The following is a 20,679-nucleotide window of genomic DNA, read 5'->3' as shown; positions in this document are numbered from 1 at the left end:
GAATGCAATTGTCCAAAAATAAACTTGCTCTTTCAGTGCTCTTTTTTTTCCTTTTAGGCAGCTGGTTTTTCCTCAGGGGCATTGACCCGCCGGCGGTTGTGCCCGAAACGGGCAATGAAAGTGTTTTTTCTGCACAGCGGGCTTTTAAGCATCTCGGAAAGATAGCGGAGGTACCACATAGTGCAGGCACACCGGCTAATGACAAAGTATTTGACTACCTGATGTCCTATTGTGAGGACCTGGGGCTGGACCCTGTTGAACAAATCGGTACAGGCTTACAATACTACAAAGACAAGCTGATAGCTGGCAGTGCGAAGAATCTTCTCGTCAGACTAAAAGGAACAGGCGCCGGTAAAACTGTTCTGATCGCGGGTCATTATGATTCTCAGCCTAATACACCTGGCGCTGCAGATAACGGATCGGCGGTAGCTGCCATGCTGGAAACGATACGTTTGCTTCAAGAGGGACCGCCGTTGAAGAATGATATACTTTTCCTGTTTTCTGACCTGGAAGAGCCCGGGCAGCTGGGGGCAGAAATGTTTATGCACCACAATGGAGATGTTGGCGATTTGGGGCTGATATTGAATTTTGACGCACGTGGTAACACTGGCATTAATTTTACTTATGAGAATTCGGGGGCTAATGGCTGGCTGATGCACGAATTTGCGAAAGCAGTACGCCTGCCCATGGCCAATTCGATGGCTTATGAAGTGTATCGCCAGATGCCCAATAATTCCGATTTTACAGTGTTAAAGTCTAATGGCGCACCTGGGCTGAATACTGCTTTCTTTAGCGGTTATTCTTATTATCATAGTATGGCGGATGTTCCTGAAAACTTTGACCTGAGAAGTTTACAGCATGAAGGAGACCTGATGTTCGGTATGGCTCGTCACTTTGGGAACCTTGATCTATCTATCCGGCAGAAGGATCATGTGGTCTTTTTTAATCTGTTGCCAGGCAGGCTTATTATTTATTCAGGTATTTGTGATAATATATTTTTGGGGATTACGCTGGTGCTGTTCATCGTATTTATCAGTGTCGGTATCCGGAAGCGAAGGCTCTTTTTGCGACCTCTGTTGTCAGGAATTGGCAGGTTAACAGGAGCTGTATTATTAGTAATGTTGCTGGTGTGGGGACTACAATGGCTCGTATTTGCTGTTTATCCTTATTATGCAAATTATTATGGCAGTATTTTCTATAATTCAAATTATTATCTTATCACGGTTATCGGGCTTGTACTGCTGGCATTTGTTTTGTTTTTTGGCAAAGCATTCAACAGGGGGAAGGAAGAGAGCCTGCTGGCTGGTGCATTGGTTGTGTGGATATTGTTGATGATTGCGGTGAAAGTGGTGTTGCCTTCTGCCGCATATATACTCTACATTCCTTTGTTGGGCACATTTGTGGTGTATATAGTGCTGTTTGTTGCGGGAATAGACTATCAGTCGGGCGCGCTTTCTTACACTATTTCCTGCGTATTGATGCTTATTTTGCCTGTAGCTTTGTGGGTTCCTTTTGTGTATATACTGTTTGTAATATTTGGGCTTGGTATGACTTACCCTTCGGCGTTGTTTGCCAGTTTTTTTATCCCACTGCTGGTGCCGTGGATTGGCCGGATTGGTGCTCACAGCAGGAGGCTTTTGTTTATAGCGGCCATTATGCTGGTCATTGCAGGATTACTGGCCGGGCAATTCACCTCGTTATACAATAAGCGTTATCCCTTACAGACACAATTGATGTATGCAATAGACAAGGATGGTGGTAAAGCCTTATGGGTTGCAACACAAAAGCACAAAGATGCCTGGAATGGTACCTATCTATCTGCAGGAAAGAAAGCATCTTTTACAGAGTTTTATCCCAGGTCCGGTTTTTATGTATGGAAATCGGCGGCTCCAATGTTGCAGATGGCTACCTGCCAGCTCTCCGTTTTACATGATGAAATAAAACAAGACAAAAGGTATATTCGTGTGTTGGTTACACCGGGGGTAGCAACGAATTCCTTTGATCTTTTCCTGCCGGCTCATGCTATGTTGGACTTGTTGGCCGAAAGGGCTATTGTCCGTAAAATGGGCAATGAAATGATCTCATTTTACGCACCCCCTGCAGAGGGCGTGCTGGTCACTTTTAGTTGCGATGCAGGACAGGAAGCCAGGTTGACACTAATAGACCGTAAGATAGGGCTACCGGAAACATTGCTGCGTAAAAAATTGCCGTCTAATATGATCTATGCGCCTGGTTATATGAGTAATACTACTCAAATTAAGCAAACCATAGTCTTGTAATGTCGTAGTAAATACTGTACTTTACTTTTAAGCCCAAAGTTTAGCCGGTTACAATCCAAACAAAATTTGACCAAAACTTAATAACCAGAGAAGAGAATGAACCCTGTTTTTTTTGCAAAGCCCATCTGCTTTTTGTTATGCTTTCTTTTTTTGTTGTCTTATACCCATGCACAAGGATTAGTGAAGGGCGAGATCACTGAAGATGCTGGTACTGGTGTGCCTTTTGCCTCTGTCAGCCTGGTAAAGCAGCCAGATAGCCTTAATGTCGGTAGGGCGTTTACAGATGAGAAAGGGAAATTTGTAGTGAAGGATCTTCCTTATGGACAGTATCTTTTATTGGTGAGTTACGTGGGGTTTGTGCCACGTTACAGTGGTCCTTTCGAAGTAAATGCAGCTCATCCCGAATATGATGCCGGTAGAATAATGTTGTCTAAAAAGAGTACCACATTGAATGAGTTAGTCGTGGCTTCAAGACAGAAGGCAGTAGAGCGGCGGGCCGATCGTTTTATTTTTAACGTGGCTGCCAGTACCTTCCAGACAGCAAACTTGATGGACATTTTTCGTGCACTGCCTTTTATGGATGTAGAAGGTGAAGATATTTCAATTAACGGGAAGTATAATATTCTCGTAATGGTGGATAATATACCTAAACCTAAGGAAACGGTTAGCTCTATACTGGAGACCATGTCAGGTCAGGACATTGAGAAAATAGAATTTATTACCAGTCCGTCTTCACAGTATGATGCTTCTGCAGAAGCGGTGATTAATATAATAACCAGGAAAGGACAATTACAGGGACTGACCGGTACATTGAACGGCAATATCTCGCAGGGGATCTATGCAAACGGCAATGGCGGGGTCAACCTGACATACCGTAAACAGAGGCTGGTTGTAAATGGTAACCTAAACTATGCCATTGGCGATAAACAGGTACAGAATAATGGATACCGGGTGTTACAGCTGGATAGTAAATCCGTGGTGCTGAACGAGACACCTGTAGAACTTTTTAAAAATCGTACGATATCAGGCCAGGTTGTTGTAGAATACCAGGTACACCCCCGGCATACTTTAAGTATGCTGGTTGACTTTAACCTGAAAAAAGTACGCCCCGGTACCTTGTGGGATAACAAGGTCGCCTTTTCCAGGAGTATAAATGGTACGACAGATTCCGTACTTCGCAGCTTACAGGACGTGCATGGTAAGACCAATATTGTTAATTACAGCTTAAACTACAGGTGGAAACTGGATAGTATGGGGAAAAGAATGGATGCTGTAGTCATATATACGCCTGTCGATAAGTTAGTTGTAAACGAAATGAGGTTCCAGAATGTGCTGAGCCCCGAAGGTGATATTCTGACGCGGCGGCCGGTCGTGCGCAATACTAATCCCAGTCACTCATCTATCCTGGTCGGGCAGCTCGACTGGCAGCTTCCTTTTATGAAAAATTGGAAATTAAATCTCGGCTTGAAGTATAGTTTCTCAGAATTAACCTCCGATCCTTCCCAGGAATTGCATCAAAATGATGAGTGGGTGATTGCGCCTGATTTTACTTTCCACAATAAATATAATGAGCATATTGCCGCTGGTTATGTAAACGTACAGAAAGCAATTGCCAAAACTTCTATCAGTGCGGGTGTAAGAGGAGAGAAGACAGAGATGAACGTAAAAGGGGTATATGACAGGAACTTTACAGATTTGTTCCCCTCGCTGATTATTCAGCAAACTTTTAGCAGGGATTACCAGCTAACAGGCTCTTACCGAAGGACAATCAATCGTGCTTCTTTTATGGAGCTGACGCCTTATCAGTATTATCTTGATGATTATACTATATTGGCAGGAAACCCTGCGTTAAAACCATTATATACAGACCTGGTCAATCTGAATAGCAATATTCGCAATAAGCTTTTCCTGGAGTTGGAATATACGCATAATAAAAACGCATTTGCGCAATTGCCCAGACAAAGTGAAGGTACTACCATCTGGCAAACCATCAATCTCAATTCAGCCAACTATTCCGGAAACGTGAGCTATAATTATGACATTGCGTCGTGGTGGCAGGGGACTGCTTTTGTGCGCGGTAACTTCTACACTGCAAATGGCCTGCTGGGTATTGAAAATATTGAAATAGACGGTTTTGCCTGGGTGTTTGGTATTAACAATACCTGGTCATTACCGGGAGATCTGAAGCTGGACATGACGTTTAACTATCGCTCTCCAAGAGCTTATGGTCTGGCCACCTCCCGCCGCCGCAATTTCTCAAGAATAGCTTTGAAGGGAAATCTGTTTAATAAAAAGTTACAATATGTTGTATCTGTTGCTGATATCTTCAAAGAAGACATTAACGGATTTAATCTGAAAACGAGTAATCTGCAGTCGCGCTTCTACAGCTACTACGATAGCCGCAGAGTAGCGTTGGGGTTAGTATATAATTTCGGTAAACGAACCGTGAAAGAAGCCGCAGGCAAAAAACTGGAGAATGAAGATATCCTGAACAGGGCGAATTAAAATAATGTTGATGAAAACAGGCCCGTTGTATTTCAAATCTATACAACGGGCCCTTTATTTAAAAATATAATGGTAAACTATGTGCTGGTATGCAATTGACAATATTGGAAGTGTGGATTCACCCGGTTTAGTGATATACAGGGAGAGGGTGGCAGCCAATATAAAAGCGCTGACTGGTATGGTCGATGACCTATCAAAATTGCGTCCACATGTCAAGACGAATAAAATGAAGGAGGTTAGCCGAATGTTACTGGATGCTGGTATCAGGAAATTCAAGTGTGCGACCATTGCAGAGGCAGAGATGCTGGCTATGGTTGGCGCGCCGGATGTATTGTTGGCACACCAGCCGGTGGGACCTAAACAGGAACGTTTGCTGGCGCTGTGTGATGCATATCCTGCAACACTCTTTTCCTGTATTGTCGATAACATACTGACTGCAGAACAGCTATCTGCCTTGGCGATGAGAGGACGGCGAACATTAGATGTGCTGATTGATTTGAATGTAGGGATGAATAGAACCGGTATACAGCCTGAGCAGGCATATGAATTATTCAAAGTACTTTTGTCATTACCTGGGATAAGGGTGCAGGGTATACATGTATATGATGGTCATATCAGGGAAACAGACCTTGCTAAACGGAGGGAGTTTGTGGATGCTGCATTTGAGAAAACAACCTGCCTGTTAGCAAATTTAGAGGAGCCTGTGAAAATAGTAGCAGGAGGGTCTCCATCTTTTCCTGTACATGCTACGCGGAAAGGGGTAGAATGTAGCCCGGGTACCTTTATTTTCTGGGATTGGAAGTACAGGCATATCTTACCCGATGAACCATTCGATTATGCAGCCTTGGTAATCACCCGCATTATCTCTGTAATAAATGATCAGCTGATTTGCCTGGATCTTGGACATAAGGCGATTGCAGCTGAAAATCCATTTCCACGGGTACATTTTTTGAATATGCCAGAAGCAGAAGCTATATCTCAGAGTGAAGAACATCTGGTAGTAAGAATACAAAATACGGCAGGGCACCAGGTTGGGGATGTTTGGTATGGGGTGCCAGAACATATCTGCCCTACAGTAGCATTATATCAGCAGGCATATGTTGTGGAAGATCAGCAGGTCATTGGCAAATGGGATATAGTGGCGCGAAATCGCTCAATCAGTATTTAACGTATTGTATTCAATGCTTTTCGCCAGCCTGGTGCCGGCTTCCAATGGGAGCTGTTACACTTTTCTATGCTGATCGGCTACATCACTATCCCTCACATCCTGCTGTACTTTTAAACTGATAAAGGAGGATCTGCCAGCACCACCCTTTTTATTAAATCCGGTTTACGGCTGGCCACCACCGCTGCCGTCATGCCACCCATCGAATGCCCGATCAAAAAAGGTTGCGGCTTTCCAGTTATTCATTCCCTAACTTAAAAAGTTAATAAAAGAATAAAAAATATTTGGCATAAATAAATATTTCCCTATCTTCGCGCTCCGTTTGAGAGAAAATGGGATCAGATTCCGTAGCTCAGTTGGTAGAGCAATACACTTTTAATGTATGGGTCTTGGGTTCGAGTCCCAACGGGATCACAGCAAGAAAGTTAAAGCCGCTTAAAATCTTTTGATTTAAGCGGCTTTTCTGTTTATACCAAACGATGTTGCTCCAATCCATTCTAATCTGAATGGTAAAATACATGGTTACATTGAAACAATCGATCAAGTCGAAAACCAGGGAGATCTTGTTTTAAGCATATTTAGTTAGCCTGAATGGGAAAATAAATCAAATTGAAATCTTAGAGTAATTGAGTACCCAAAAAGGATCAAATGAAAAACGGAGGAGGCAGGTTGAAAATTGAAACCCTGGGAGTAGGTTGAAACCAAAAATGAAAGACCTGTTTCTTTGCATGTATTTAACAGGAATTATGAAACGTAACTACAATCCATTTTGAAATTAACAATTATTATAATCCTCTTTAAATGCGCAAAAATCATATTAGATGAGGTATCCATATTTCCGCACTGAATGATATAATTCACGAGCTAACAAGAATATAACTGTTAAGAAAGTTGAGTAGTTTTTTTGATAATATTCCATTATTTTAAACGGAAATAGATAAGAATGAATCGTACTATCCTCCTGTTAGCCATTATTTTCCCCTGTTTTGTACATTCCCAGTCAACCCTCATTGGTACTGTCAGCAATAACGAAGGCGTAGTTCCTTTTGCCAATGTTATTTTAACTGATACCTTAAATAAGCTGATCACCGGCGTAACGACAGACGAGACCGGAAAGTTTTCCATGAATATTCCTGATGGGCGGTACCAGCTAAATATTCGTTATGTGGGCTATAAGGATTGGGTAAAAGTAATGGACTTTCAAGGCAATATCGCGTTAGGCACTATTCTGCTGGAGAAAAATGTGAAAGAACTTACCGAAGTAGTAGTGAAATCGAAGAAGCCACTGGTGGAGTACCAGGCGGATCGCTTTGTATTTAATGTGGAAGATAATCTGGCTGTGAAAGGCGGCAATGCACTGAATACCATCAATGTCACTCCGGGGGTTGTATTGCAAAATAATGCGATCAATATTTTGGGGAAAGGTACTGCGAGAGTGATGATAGACGGACGAATGCTGGAACTGACCGGCAGCGCACTGACTGTTTACCTGAACTCCATTTCAGCGAGTGATATCAAAAGTATTGAAGTTATCACAAACCCTCCTGCAAAATATGATGCGGCAGGGGAAGGGTTGATCAATATCGTGTTGAAAAAAGCAAAGATCAATGCCTGGCAAAATGCTACTACTGTAAGTTACGACAGGAATAAATATGGGTACCTCACAGTCAGGGACAATTTCTTTTACAGTAAAAATAAACTTAGGCTTACGGCTAGCGCCAGCGGCGTATCGGGGAGCCGGCAACATAAATCCAGCCTTGATATGTATTTCGATAAAGGAGTACAAAAGCTGGAAGGCGATGAAAAAGGCAAAATGGATGAAATATCCGGGAGAGCTACCGTAGACTATGATTTCTCTGATAAAGTAAGCGCTGGTATACAATATCAGGGGAGCGTGGGTCAGCCGGACCGCTCGTACAAAAACCTGGTCACCCTCTATACTAACAATGACGTGGATTCCTTCATCCTGACCCATGGCGATATCAAAGAAAGGAAAGTGTCTCACAGCGCAAACGGGCACTTTATTGCAAGTCTGGATACGCTGGGTAGGAAACTGTCTTTTGATGTTGATTATTTTCGGTATGATGATGATGTAAACAATTATTTCCGCGGTGAAAACTATACTTCGGCGTTCGTATACAAGAGCCTGAATGTGGATGCCCGGAATACCTCCAACCAGGTGCTGGACAATATCAGCGTAAAATTGGATATGGAACATCCTACTCACTTTGCTAATTTCTCTTATGGTGCAAAATACAGTGTGATTAACACTAACAGTGGCGTGGAATATTATGATATGGCATCCGGACAGCCGGTACTGGATCCAAATCAATCCAACCTTTACGATTACAAGGAGCGGAACCAGGCATATTACGTGAGCGGGTCGAAAAACTTCGGGGAAAAATGGAGTCTCAGACTGGGACTAAGGGTGGAAAATACCCGTACAGAAGGTTATTCTCATAATTTAGACCAGACCAATAAAAACAACTATACCAAGTTGTTCCCGACATTTTATCTTGGTTATAAAGCCAATAAAGACAATAATTTCATTTTTAATTATGGCAGAAGGATCACCCGTCCTGATTTCTACAGCCTGAACCCTTTCAGGATCTATATTACCAATACCAGCTATTCAGAGGGTAATCCATTCCTGCAGCCATCTTTCACAGATAAACTGGATTTTACCTACAGTTTGAAAGACAAGTTCAGGACGAATATTTTCCTGAATATCATCACGAACGGTTTTGGTGTGGTGTTTAAAAGCGACGAAGCGACCCATGCCCAGATCATCACCCGGGAAAATTATTACAAAGAACATTTTTACGGGATAGGAGAGATCTATACAGAAGATATCACGTCGTGGTGGCAAAGCAGGAATACCGTGTTTGCCCTGGGGTCCAATAGCCGGTTTGATGGCAGGATCGACGCGACACCTCAAAACGGATGGCAGATATACACTGCCACCAACAATACCTTTTCAATAGGAGATAATACGAAACTGCAACTGGATTATTCCTATAGTTCGCCCTTTAAGAAGGGACTTTATGAGATCGGCTACCGTTCAAAACTGGATTTATCTATCGGACAGTCATTCATGGATAAAAAACTGAATCTGACGCTGTTGATGAATGATATCTTTAACTCAGCATTTCTCAGGGATTATACATCCATAGTAAATGGTGTAAAACAAGTGTATAATGAGAATGTCAGCAGCCGGTTCTTCAGGATTTCCCTGTCTTATAACTTTGGTAATGACAAAATCAGGGTTAACAAAAGAGCATTTGGTAACGAGGAAGAAAAAGACAGAACAAAATAGCAAATGGGCATGAAGCAACCACAGATATTTTTACTGCATTATGCAGGAGGACACGCGCATTCGTATGATTTTTTCGGGAAGAGTATCAGGAATGCAGTATCACATGCATTGTAACTACCTGGCAGGGGCCAAACGGTTCCAGGAAGAATTTCTGCCGAACAGGGCCATGGCTGCAGAAGATTACGTAGCGCAAATCAGGCAAAAAAGAAATGGAGGTATTAGATATATAATCATCCCCTAAATTTGGACTGAAATAAAGTAAGTTATTAAAAATGAGCTGGATATTGTTTTTTTTCAAAAAAACAATATCTAGAGTATTGTTCGTACGAAACTTTTCCTACCTTTAGTTGGAGAAAATAAAAACTATGAATATTCATCCTACGAATGCTGAAATGGAAATATTGCAGGTTTTGTGGAAGTACGGTCCATCCACTGTTCGCTTTGTAAACGATAAGCTGAATGAGGAAAAGAGAACTGTGCAATATTCTGCTACCTTAAAGCTGATGCAGATTATGGCAGAGAAAAAGATGGTAGACAGAGACGAGACCAATATGAAGCATATTTACTCAGCTGCGATAGCAGAAGATACCACCAAAAAGGATCTGTTAGGCAGGTTTGTGGAGAATGTTTTCAATGGCTCTGCCAGCAAATTAATGATGCAATTGCTGGCCAACAAAAAAACATCCAGAAAGGAACTGGAAGAAATCCGGAATCTGATTGACAAGCTGGAGGAAGAAGAATAATTACCTCATAACTATTATTGTATGCACTACCTCTTTATACAACGTTTATTTGCAGATGATGTAATACAAGCGCTTTGCTGGACGTTCATCCATTCTTTGTGGCAGGGGGGGATTTTTGCCATCATCGCTGGTGTATTGCTGGCTATTACAGGAAAGGCGGATGCCAGGCTGCGCTATAATTTAATGGTGGGTATCTTGTTTTTATTCCTGTTGGTGACCCTTTTTACCTTCGGTGAACAATTAAATAATACGATTGTAGCTACTTTACAGGCGCCTATATCAGAGCAAACTTTTATCAGGCAGTTTGTGACGTATTGCAATCTGCACGCACCTGTAATTGTAGGCATATGGTTTATCATTTTTAGTGCCAAATGTGTAAATATATTGGGTGGTTTAGTGCGTATTCAGCGTATCAGAAATTATAATACCCTATCTCCGGCAAAAGAGTGGCAGGAGCAGGTAGCAGGGCTGGCAAGGAAATTACATATTCATAAAGCGATATTACTATTGGAGTCAGCATTGGTGAAAGTGCCCATGGTAATAGGTGCTTTAAAGCCGGTAATTATTATGCCGGTGGGGCTGCTGGCTAATTTACCCGCCGATCAGGCAGCTGCTATTTTATTGCACGAACTGGCCCATATCAGGCGGAAAGATTACCTGGTAAACCTGTTGCAAAGTTTCGTAGAGATCCTGTTCTTTTTTAATCCGGCTGTGTTATGGTTATCATCGCTGATAAAAGAGGAAAGAGAACACTGTTGTGATGACCTGGCAGTAGCGGGCATAAAAAGCAAAAAGAAATATGTGCAGGCATTGGTGGCTTTTCAGGAATACAACCTTGACATTACCAAAGGGAGTCCTGTAGTGGCATTCACCGGTGAAAAGAATCATTTACTAAACAGGGTCAAACGAATAGTACATAAAGAGAATACGGGCATGCGGCCAATGGATAGAATTGTGCTGGTATTATCCCTTTTTATACTGGTATTAATGGGTTTTGCCCCAATCCGGAAAATTCACGCGCAATCGACAACAAATACAAATCTTTCCCAAACCATGGATGATGATCAATTAAATCCTGAAAAACGGAACCATGAGCTGTTGTTAAGAGATGAAGCCCTCAAAATTCGCGATAATGATTTAGCAGACAGAGATGAAAAACTGTTGAGCCAACCGATATCGGAAGAGGATCGGAACAGAATTCTGCAGGACCAGAAAATGAGAGCGGCTGATTTGCAGCGACGTATGCAGGAACCACATCATACGTCAGGAGAGAACGCAAAATAGTAACCCAGGCTACCTTCCAACAAACCATCATTTTAAAAACAGACTCCGCAAACTGACTTTTGAGCTTAGCTCAAATGAGGGATTGTTTTGTGTCTGTCAAACTATAAATGGATATACATGAAAGCACTGTATCTGCTCATAACGATAAGCTTGTTTTGTAACAAAGTTCTGGCACAGGATCCCATTGACAACAAGATCAGTGGCATTGTCCATGATGATAAAAACAGTCCCATACCCGGGGCGTCGCTGATGGTGATAGGTGCAAAAGATTCAGCCTTACAGAAAACTGGTATTAGTGATGCGGATGGTCAGTTTGAGTTGAAAAATCTGAAAGCCGGACAATATCTTTTAATTATAACAGCCGTAGGTTACAACAAATTTACAAGTGATCCTATCTCTATTGATTCCCTGCACAGCAGTATTTCTTTGCAGACCATTCAGCTGCTGCAAAGTGATGCGAAAGTATTAAAAGGCGTATCTGTGACCGCCAGAAAACCATATATGGAGCAGCAGATAGACCGGCTGGTTCTCAATGTAGATGCGTTGATAACTAATGCCGGTACTACTGCGCTGGATGTGTTATCAAAATCGCCCGGCGTGAGTGTAAGTAGTGATGGGAGTATTTCATTGAACGGTAAATCAGGTATACTGGTATTACTGGATGGCAGACCTACTTATTTATCCAGCCAGGACCTGGCGAATTACCTGAAAGCGATGCCCAGTGCATCTCTGGATAAAATTGAACTCATGACAAATCCGCCAGCCAAATACGATGCTGCTGGTACGGGTGTGATCAATATCAGAACTAAAAAGAACAGGATAAAAGGTTTTTTTGGAAGTATTTCAGCTAATTATAGCCAGGCAAACTATTGGCGAAGCAATGATGCGCTGGATTTGAATTATCGCAATAATAAGGTGAATCTGTTTGCAAACATTGGATATGCTGGTGACAGGAATTTTGTAAATACAGATGTTGCCCGCTACTATGTGAATTCGGATGGCACCCCCAGTTCAGAGATACAGATGGCAGTGCGTAATAAAAACGTTGCTGATGCGGTCAATCTTAAATTGGGTATGGACTATTTCCTTTCTCCCAAAACTACTATGGGAGTTATATTTACAGGATTGTACCGGCCTAAATCAGAAGAAGTAAACACAACGAGCAGGGTGTACGATGGCAATCATACATTAGATTCTATTGCACAGGGTACATTGAATGGAAAATATAAATGGAAGAATGGTGGGGTAAACCTCAACCTGCAGCACAGGATTGACAGCACCGGAAAAGAGATCACTGTGGACCTGGACTATATCCGGTATAATTCTGATGGTAATCTGGTGACCAATAATTATGTGTATGCAGCTGACCAGACGCTGGCAAGAAATTATGATCGTATCGGCGTGCTCCCGGTTGATATTACTGTATACTCCGGGAAGGTAGACTATTCGGGTCCTGTGGGAACAGGAGGGCGGTTTGATGCTGGTGTAAAGTCCAGTTATGTGAAAACTGATAACGCAGCTGAATATTATAACCGGGTCAATAATGTGACTACACCAGATTATGATTATACCAACCGTTTTTTGTACGATGAAAATATTAATGCAGGATATCTCAACTTTAATAAAGAATTTAAAAGGTGGTCTTTTCAGGCCGGACTTCGGCTGGAGAATACTATTGCCAATGGGCATCAGCTTGGAAATGTTGAAAAGAGTGATTCTTCGTTCAGAAGGGATTATACCAGCCTGTTCCCAACTGCTTACCTGTCATACAAGCTGGATAGCGCGGGTAACCACACGCTGGGATTAAGTTATGGCCGCAGGATTAACAGACCGGCCTATCAGGATCTGAATCCTTTTCTCTATTTTATGGACCAGTATTCTTATTCAGCCGGTAATCCTTATCTAAAGCCTCAATACCTCAATCATTATGAATTCTCCTATCATTTCCGGCAGTATATAAATGCGATGCTTGTGTATGATAAGTCAAAGGATATGATTACACAGACCATAGAACAGTCAGGTAACGTGTTTATTGCCCGTAATGCAAATATTGGGGAGAATACGGTATATGGTTTGCTGCTCAACTCTTCCCTGAATCCTACCAAATGGTACATGTGTAATGCGCATCTTGAATTCCTGAATTTTGGATATAAAGGACCTATTAATTCCGAATATATAGATGAGAACAGGTTTTCGTGGGGTATTGGGTTAATGAACCAGTTTCGGTTCAATAAGGGATGGGCGGCAGAAGTGTATGCGATGTACCGGTCTTCCACCAGGGTAGGCCAGTTTATCAGGGACCCGGTGAACCGGGTGGATGCCGGTGTAATGAAAAACATCCTGAAGGACAAGGGGTCACTTAAACTGAGTGTGCAGGATATTTTCTACTCCATGATCATTAAAGGGAAAATTACGAATCTCCAACAGGCCACGGCGACTGATCGCAATCTTTCTGACAGCCGTGTCATTGGCCTGACTTTCAATTATAGATTTGGCAAGGAAATTAGTGGATCCAAACGAAACCATAATAGTAGTGCTGAATCAGAACAACAAAGAGTAAAAACAAACAATTAGTCTTTCTTTTTTAATGTATGGTGCCTGGGTGCAAGTCCCGCTGGGATCACAATAAAAAAGCCGCTTAAATCGAAAGACTAAGCGGCTTTTCTGCTTTTGCGTACCCTCGAAACAAACAACCTGACATTCACTCTGAAAAAATCATAAAACATCGCGATTATCAAAACAATTGCCGCGATATAAAAACTATGATACCGGAATTTCACATACGCAAATCCACCAATCACACCTCCCAGTAAAAAAGATATAATAATTGTACACCTCAGCACAATCCTTTTCTGCAACGCTGCAGGATGTTTCAAAAGCGCCGCTGCCAGATCTATACCCAGGTCAGTAAACATCCCGGTCAGGTGCGTAGTCCTTACCACCGAACCTGATACTACCGATACCAATGCATTCTGCATACCCATGGCAAACAGCAGACTCCCTGCAAAATATTCTGTCTTCACCACACTCTTGTCGTAGGTATGTCCAAAGTACCCCACCCCGCAAAGTATAATTATCTCCAACATCATCGGCACCGTATACGAATGGGGTTTATCTCTACCTGCCTTTGATATATAGAGGCTGGAACAAAATGCCCCTGCCAGGAATAAAATGAGCCATAGCGTAACCATTCGTACAGCCCGCAGATCCCCTTCCGTCAGTTTTACAGCCAGCAATGCCGCATGTCCTGTAATGTTGGTCGTCAATATAAAGAATCCTAAAAAACCTGAAGCGTTGACAAAACCTGCCGTTAAGCAGAGTAAGATAGCCAGCCTGATATTATGCCTGAAGCTCCTTTTCTGTCCCAGATGTCTGAACATCTCATGTATTTTTTATCCAGCAACTAAATAGCGTGTCAATGTCACTTGAAACCAGTTGATAGGATGCAGGAATGCGCGTATGCGAACTCTGGTAAGTAGCCAGCCGCGTGCCTGGTGGTCGGGTGTCAAGCAATGTATACAGATAACCTGCATAATACTCATATAGACTTTCTGAGTGGGCAATACTATCATCTATATGCAAACTCTCATCCACCAGGTTTTCATAAAAAGGATTATAAAAATAGAAATGATCAAAAGCTGAGAAGTCCAGCTGAGTGAAATTTCCATGTATGAAAGAGGCGTTCCTGATGCCGAGTTGACGTTGTACCTGGTTCGCTATTGCCACAAGATTACTTCGCTGTTCCACACCAAAGAAATTACAATCACCCGCATAATACCCTGCATTCAGGCAGAATTTCCCTACACCTGCACCGATATCCAGAATATTCGCGCCGGGGGTAGCTGATAGAAAATCAGCCGCTTTTCGGGCAATTTCTATAGGTGTCCAGTGCAAATTGGATAATCGGCTTATGGGGAGAGGATATAACTGATCAAAATTCTTATTGGTCGAAAAGAAGTCTTCTTTTGTCGTATTACTTGTCATTCGCTGTCCTATAATAAGTTGTACCTTTATTAATCTAACAAAATTATCAACTTAAGGTGGGTAGAACTTTGCAAGTTGTCAATTGATGAGTTGATAAAAATCAACTTTTAATATTATGAGTTTAAAAGGCATATTCCCGATAGATAAGTGGATTTTCCGGTCCAGGTCAATTATGGAGAGCCTTTCTGCGGAAGAGATGGAAAGGTTGTTTGCAGATATGGTGGAGCAAACTTACAAAAAGGGGCAGATTATTTTCAGGGAAAATAACCCTGCTTTTGGAATTTATTATATCCAGCAGGGGAAGGTGAAGAAATATAAGCAGGATAGAAATGAGAATGAGCATATTGTATATGTGGCTAATGAGGGGGAGTTGATCGGGTATCATCCTTTATTATCCGGGAATAATTACCCGGACTCTGCTGCTGCGCTGGAAGATAGCAGGATTGCTTTTATACCCAGGGATGCTTTCCTGTCGGCGATAGAATGGGCGCCTAATTTGTCTAAGCATTTACTGAGTGCGCTCAGTCATGAATATAGTGTGTTGGCAAATAGCTTGTCGATTGTGGCAAAGCATTCTGTGCGGGAGCGGTTGGCGATTTCGCTGATTGTGTTGAGAGAGAAGTACAAGTTGTCGGAAAATGATACGAGCGGGGTGGCGATTAACATTTCCAGGAAGGATCTGGCGAGTATGACGGCGACTACGGAGGAGAATGTGGTGCGGTTGTTAAAAGAGTTGAAAAAAGAGGGGATAGTAGGGTCGCTGGGAAGGACGATTATTATTTATAATGTGAAGGCGTTGGTGCAGATGACGAATTATCAGTAAGCTATTTATTATATTTTCTGGCGTAAATAAGGCTATTACGACAAAAAAGCATCAAAAAGTGTCGTAATGGGATTAGAAATGTCGTAAACGCAATCCCCCAAGAAGGTGAAGAATAATGGTTCCAACCTAGGTTTACTCACCCGAAAAGAAGCGACCAGCCTTAAAAAAGATTTGTTCCTCCTCTCACATTTTTTTGTATTCATTATCAGCATTGAGGTATTCTTTAGCCAATAAGAGTAAAGTCGTATTTAATTTTTCCTTAGATAATTAAGCATGGTCCAGGGTATCCCTGAATTTTGGATCCGCTTTTAAAACATTTTCCAGGTCTGTTCTGTGATCTTCTCCCCAACCTTCAATCGTAAATATCACAGGTATTAAACTCTCACCCAATTCAGTCAATTCATATTCTACCTTAGGCACTTTTGTATCAAATACGTGTTTTTTCATAAAACCATGTAACACCAATTCGTTGAGTTGCTTATCCAATACCCGGCGATCGCCATTAGGTATCACCTTCTGTAACTGGACCGGCCGTTTATATCCTTTATAGACATAAGAGATCAGCATCAGCTTCCATTTACCATTCAGCAGCTCTTTAAATAAATGTAATCCACAATATGTCTGAGTGGTCGTTTTCTTTTGATACATATTTCAAATATCCGCATAAAATTGTCCGCTATTGTAATTATTTCTCCCTGAAAATAGCTTTGCAGTCAAAATAATCTCTATGTTGAAATTTACATTTTTAATCAGGAAGGTAGAGGGGATGACGAACGAAGAGTTCGTTAGTTATCATAGAAACCACCATGCGCCTTTGTTTATGTCTCATCCTGAGGCGGGTAAATACGTCAAAAAATACGTTGTTTCTCATCCTGTCGGGATAGCAGGTTTTCCAGCGCCGGAGTACGATGGAATTACAGATATATATTTTTCTTCGCTGGAAGACTTTAATACATTTTTTGCCAATGAGTATTACAAACAGAACATTCAACCAGACGAGCCGAAGTTTTTCAAATCGGTTGAGATAATGATGCTGGTGACGGATGAGAAAGTAGTGGTCGATAATATTGGGTCCTGACGATAAGGATGGAAGTTTAAAAGGACACAAACATATACCTGACCCGTAAGTATCCCGTCCATAAGCCGTACATATCCCGCCTCTATATAGATGCGGGATATGTACGGCTTATGGGCGGGTTATAGGCGGCTTATAGGCGGGTTATCCTCGGGAATGAGCTATGGTAGAGGCGAAGCGAACATTCATATACCTGGCTTAGACATACCCTGAAACTTAAGTGATTGATTCACAATTGTTTGGTTGTTTGGTGGGACAAAACAATACCTCGTTGATATTCCACATCTTCCGGCTGGTTAATAGCAAAGGCTACCACCCGCGCAAAAGAACCGGCCGAATGGCGATTTCAACGGTAAGCGGTGGTAGAGGTACCGGAGATCTTTTGGAAGGGGTGACTAAGCGGTTCACAGGTATACTCAGTTGATTGGCAAAATCCTGCGGAAAACGATACAGGAACTGATTTTCAATGCTTTCAATGGGAAATGGCCGATTCATGTCACAAAATCTAACTAAATCAAATAATACATAACTTCGTGACTCTATGCAGAAAATTATTCAAACCTTTATTATAATCACTTGCTTTGCTTTTACAACCTATGCGCAAAGCAGTGCACCTGAATTGGCGCTCGTAGACGCCAATGGCAAATCCATTACGATCAGTTCTCTGAAAGGAAAGGTGGTATTTATCAACTTCTGGGCTACCTGGTGCCAGCCCTGTGTAAAGGAAATGCCTACCATCCAGGCATTAAAAGAATCCTTTAAAGACGTGGTATTTCTAACAGTAGATATTGACGGCGATTTCCCAAAGTCAAATGCCTACATGGAAAAGAAGAATTACACATTACCTGTTTATTCGGCGCCCACTGCTGTACCACGGGAGTATTACTACCATACAATTCCCGCTACTGACATCCTTAATAAAAATGGAGAGATTGTCTGGCGCACTGACGGTGGTTTCGATTATTCTGCACCGGAAATAAGGAAGATATTAGCTGACCTGATTGCAGGTAAATAAGAAGGTTCACTTTTTAAAGAGACTCCCTTTTATTTAGCATGCCTACCAATGCTGCTAATGCATTTTCACCATACATCACCTCATTGCTTTCCAATGCCTCTTGCGCCAGCACTGTACTACGTGCACGCATTTTATTTTCAAATGCCTCAATAGCAGTTTGTATGTCGTTGTAATTTCCGTTTGTAAGATGCTCGCTTAAATCCAACGCATCCAGCATAGCTGTATTCACGCCCTCTCCAGATGGTGGCATCAGGTGTGCTGCATCACCAATGATAGTGATATTGGAATGCGGTTCCCAGGTTTGATCCAGTGGAAAATAGTTTAACTGCCGGACGGTAAATTTATCACAAGCTTTAAATAAGGTAAAAAAGAGCTCATTCCATCCTTCATAGAATTCGAGCAGGAAGGAATATATTTCGTCCTTGTCGGAAGCATCTATTGTCCAGTCTTCCGGATACTTTGCAGCAGCGTAGAAGGTCAATCCCCCATCTCCACGCGGTTGTACGGTAATAGATTTTTCATCACCCAATACAACCAGGTTTCCATTGGCCACCAGTTCATATATTTCCGGACAGGTTGCCGCTGGATTGTCAATTTCTCCTTGTATAAAGGTAACACCACAATACAGGGTTTGGGTATCTGAAACATAAGGACGGATCTTTGAGCGGGCGCCATCTGAGCCAATTACAATATCTGCTTTGGCTGTTGTACCATTATTGAAAGTCAGTATCCAACCTTCACCGTCCTGCGTCATGGACACAAACTGGCTATCCCATACAACTGTATTGGGGTGTAGGGCATCTTACGTATGGCAACTGTCTTTTAATAATGATGCGTATAATTTTACATCTTTTCTTTCATACAATTTGATGCAGACAGCGGCTATTTCAGAAAGGATCGTAAAGGTCTCTTTGTTTAACGGAAGTGGTTGCACCGGTGTGAGATCTTCCAGTAATTTTAAGTATTCAGGTTTTAGGCTTTTATTGTCGATGATCAGGCTATAAAAAACAGCGTCTTTAAAGGAGATAACACGATGCACCTGGTTTGGATGCATGTAGAATACGGAGGATGGCTTTATAACGACCTTTTGAAAATCCACTTCCATGGTAGTGGCCCCCTTCAGTTGCAGCGTTAATAAATGCCAGCTGTCCCGGTGAGATTGTTGTACATCTTCGAGACCGCGTAGGGATGAGGCCGTGGTCTTAAAAAGCATGATGCCTATATCGGGAGGTAAGCCAATGACAGGAATTGGTTTATTATGCTTCGGCATGAACTTTTTATTTTAGCGCTATAATTTGAATCGTTGAGAGGTAGTACTCATTATTCTCCTACCTCCTTTGTAAATTTATTACATTGCATCAAATTTCAAAAAACAATGAGAACCATTCTGACATTATTAATTTTCATTAGTACTACCGTACATGCACAACAGTACGCCGGAAAACTGAAAATTGAAAAGTTAGTAGACACCACCGTCAACTCTATCGGCCAGAAGATCGTGTACCCACAATTTAAAGATGCAAAGGTGACAATGGCCAAAATTACCTTTCCGCCGGGTGAAACCACTGGTTGGCATAAGCACCTGATCCCTGTATTCTCTTATGTGCTGCAAGGTACTTTGACTGTCGAAATAGAAGGGCATCAGCCTGCTGAATTTAAGGAAGGTACCAGCTTTGTAGAATCTTACGATACCTACCACAAAGGAACAAACAAAGGGATGACTGATGTAGTGCTGTTTGTTGTGTACCTGGGCGGGGATGGACAACCGCTGGCGGTTAAGAAATAAAACTTTGCCGGATGAGGTGGAACCTTTATAAGCTGTGGAGAGCGGGGAAGGTTTGAAGTTCTTATTGTTCGATAAACTGCATAGATTGCATGAGTTCCAGATTCCTGTATAGATGTCTGTCCTGTATGGTATACTGATTCGGCAGACTTAGATCCTGCAGTAGTTTTGCCTGTGCTGCTAATTCATCCTGTACAATTGGGAGAGATCGGAATTCATTTTCTAATCCATTGGAGGCTGCTATTCCATAGAGTACTTCAATCGGCAATTCCCCTGCTCGTGTACCATATCTTCTGCCTGAAGTGATGCCATCATAGATAGTACTAAATGCGCCAACCAGCAGCGTGATACAAAACTCACTCAATATGGTATCTCTTAGATCATCATAAGTTTGATGAAGAATATCTCCTGGATTGAGAAATGCGCCCTCATCATCAAACTCAGCCGGGTAGGTCTTTCCGAAGACCTGCTCAAACTCATCGGGGTTGATGTGCTTTGCTGCTATTGCCTTCCAGCAGAAATCCCACATTTCACGGAGCTGCTCAAAATGGGCTTCGTACCCTTCGTGGTTTTTGGCCAGCAGGTCATATGCATACGCGATATTCCACATGTTCCAGAATAGCAGGTTCTCCTGCAAGACTTCCGAAAATTCTGTTTTCATTCTTCTATTTCAATAATTTGCAGGGGTAAAGGTAACTGAAAAATAA

17 protein-coding genes, 1 tRNA gene and 1 pseudogene are annotated in these 20,679 nt (G+C 42.1%); 12 read left to right on the top strand and 7 right to left on the bottom strand.

The features are described from left to right. The first annotated feature begins 2 nt into the window (after window positions 1-2). From BW716_RS17610 to BW716_RS17600, 3 genes are all read left to right on the top strand, one after another. Entirely contained in the window at window positions 3-2,279 is a 2,277-nt protein-coding gene (locus BW716_RS17610) for a M28 family peptidase (protein WP_083724336.1), read from the top strand. 96 nt (window positions 2,280-2,375) lie between these two features. Continuing rightward, window positions 2,376-4,784 carry an outer membrane beta-barrel family protein gene (locus BW716_RS17605; RefSeq protein WP_083724334.1) on the top strand — a complete coding sequence of 803 codons (2,409 nt, stop codon included), beginning with the start codon at window positions 2,376-2,378 and terminating at the stop codon, window positions 4,782-4,784. Window positions 4,785-4,863: 79 nt separating this feature from the next. Next, window positions 4,864-5,952, top strand: a complete 1,089-nt coding sequence (locus BW716_RS17600) for a D-TA family PLP-dependent enzyme (RefSeq protein ID WP_083724332.1) — start codon at window positions 4,864-4,866, stop codon at window positions 5,950-5,952. Window positions 5,953-6,062: 110 nt separating this feature from the next. Here the strand turns inward: BW716_RS17600 and BW716_RS39015 are convergent, their stop codons facing one another. Further along, complete coding sequence (locus BW716_RS39015; RefSeq protein ID WP_368677481.1) at window positions 6,063-6,191, bottom strand: alpha/beta fold hydrolase; 129 nt, start codon at window positions 6,189-6,191, stop codon at window positions 6,063-6,065. Window positions 6,192-6,290: 99 nt separating this feature from the next. On the opposite strand from BW716_RS39015, the gene BW716_RS17590 reads away from it, so the two are divergent. The 5 genes from BW716_RS17590 to BW716_RS17570 all read left to right on the top strand — a co-directional run bounded on the left by BW716_RS17590 (window position 6,291) and on the right by BW716_RS17570 (window position 13,866). Further along, window positions 6,291-6,363, top strand: a tRNA-Lys gene (locus BW716_RS17590). 529 nt (window positions 6,364-6,892) lie between these two features. Then, window positions 6,893-9,265, top strand: a complete 2,373-nt coding sequence (locus BW716_RS17585) for a TonB-dependent receptor family protein (protein WP_083724328.1) — start codon at window positions 6,893-6,895, stop codon at window positions 9,263-9,265. Window positions 9,266-9,630: 365 nt separating this feature from the next. Then, the gene (locus BW716_RS17580) at window positions 9,631-10,008 is read left to right on the top strand and encodes a BlaI/MecI/CopY family transcriptional regulator (protein ID WP_083724326.1); all 378 of its coding nucleotides are present in this window, start codon (window positions 9,631-9,633) and stop codon (window positions 10,006-10,008) included. A gap of 21 nt (window positions 10,009-10,029) precedes the next feature. After that, on the top strand, window positions 10,030-11,292 hold the full coding sequence (locus tag BW716_RS17575) for a M56 family metallopeptidase (RefSeq protein WP_083724324.1): 1,263 nt from the start codon (window positions 10,030-10,032) through the stop codon (window positions 11,290-11,292). A gap of 117 nt (window positions 11,293-11,409) precedes the next feature. Beyond that, the gene (locus BW716_RS17570; RefSeq protein WP_083724322.1) at window positions 11,410-13,866 is read left to right on the top strand and encodes a TonB-dependent receptor; all 2,457 of its coding nucleotides are present in this window, start codon (window positions 11,410-11,412) and stop codon (window positions 13,864-13,866) included. A 77-nt stretch (window positions 13,867-13,943) separates the two neighbouring features. Here BW716_RS17570 and BW716_RS17565 read toward each other — a convergent pair whose 3' ends face one another. Together BW716_RS17565 and BW716_RS17560 are read right to left on the bottom strand one after the other, a co-directional pair. Next, window positions 13,944-14,672: a YoaK family protein gene (locus tag BW716_RS17565; RefSeq protein ID WP_083724320.1), complete on the bottom strand. Its 729-nt coding sequence runs from the start codon at window positions 14,670-14,672 to the stop codon at window positions 13,944-13,946. 1 nt (window position 14,673) lies between these two features. After that, on the bottom strand, window positions 14,674-15,276 hold the full coding sequence (locus tag BW716_RS17560; protein ID WP_083724318.1) for a class I SAM-dependent methyltransferase: 603 nt from the start codon (window positions 15,274-15,276) through the stop codon (window positions 14,674-14,676). Window positions 15,277-15,391: 115 nt separating this feature from the next. Between BW716_RS17560 and BW716_RS17555 the strand changes: the two genes are divergently transcribed. Beyond that, window positions 15,392-16,099, top strand: coding sequence for a Crp/Fnr family transcriptional regulator (locus BW716_RS17555; protein WP_083724316.1), 708 nt, complete (start codon window positions 15,392-15,394; stop codon window positions 16,097-16,099). A gap of 267 nt (window positions 16,100-16,366) precedes the next feature. Here BW716_RS17555 and BW716_RS17550 read toward each other — a convergent pair whose 3' ends face one another. After that, window positions 16,367-16,747 carry a helix-turn-helix domain-containing protein gene (locus BW716_RS17550; RefSeq protein WP_083724314.1) on the bottom strand — a complete coding sequence of 127 codons (381 nt, stop codon included), beginning with the start codon at window positions 16,745-16,747 and terminating at the stop codon, window positions 16,367-16,369. Between the two features lie 79 nt (window positions 16,748-16,826). Here BW716_RS17550 and BW716_RS17545 point away from each other — a divergent pair, with 79 nt between their 5' ends. Both BW716_RS17545 and BW716_RS17540 read left to right on the top strand, forming a co-directional pair. Next, window positions 16,827-17,177 carry an EthD domain-containing protein gene (locus BW716_RS17545; RefSeq protein ID WP_083724312.1) on the top strand — a complete coding sequence of 117 codons (351 nt, stop codon included), beginning with the start codon at window positions 16,827-16,829 and terminating at the stop codon, window positions 17,175-17,177. A gap of 538 nt (window positions 17,178-17,715) precedes the next feature. Then, entirely contained in the window at window positions 17,716-18,189 is a 474-nt protein-coding gene (locus tag BW716_RS17540) for a TlpA disulfide reductase family protein (RefSeq protein ID WP_083724310.1), read from the top strand. Window positions 18,190-18,202: 13 nt separating this feature from the next. On the opposite strand, the pseudogene BW716_RS17535 reads toward BW716_RS17540, so the two are convergent. Then, a pseudogene (locus tag BW716_RS17535) lies at window positions 18,203-18,961 on the bottom strand (FAD-dependent oxidoreductase); the annotation flags it as partial. Window positions 18,962-18,991: 30 nt separating this feature from the next. Then, window positions 18,992-19,459, bottom strand: a complete 468-nt coding sequence (locus tag BW716_RS17530; protein WP_083724306.1) for an AraC family ligand binding domain-containing protein — start codon at window positions 19,457-19,459, stop codon at window positions 18,992-18,994. 105 nt (window positions 19,460-19,564) lie between these two features. Between BW716_RS17530 and BW716_RS17525 the strand changes: the two genes are divergently transcribed. Continuing rightward, entirely contained in the window at window positions 19,565-19,975 is a 411-nt protein-coding gene (locus BW716_RS17525; protein ID WP_235643796.1) for a cupin domain-containing protein, read from the top strand. A 61-nt stretch (window positions 19,976-20,036) separates the two neighbouring features. On the opposite strand, the gene BW716_RS17520 is transcribed toward BW716_RS17525, so the two are convergent. After that, window positions 20,037-20,633: a hypothetical protein gene (locus BW716_RS17520; RefSeq protein ID WP_083724304.1), complete on the bottom strand. Its 597-nt coding sequence runs from the start codon at window positions 20,631-20,633 to the stop codon at window positions 20,037-20,039. Between the last annotated feature and the right edge of the window lie 46 nt (window positions 20,634-20,679).

Source organism: [Flexibacter] sp. ATCC 35208 (genome assembly GCF_001975825.1).
In the GTDB taxonomy this organism is placed as follows: domain Bacteria; phylum Bacteroidota; class Bacteroidia; order Chitinophagales; family Chitinophagaceae; genus Chitinophaga.
Note: the sequence above shows the minus strand (reverse complement) of the source record. Positions and strands in the feature narration are given on the sequence as shown.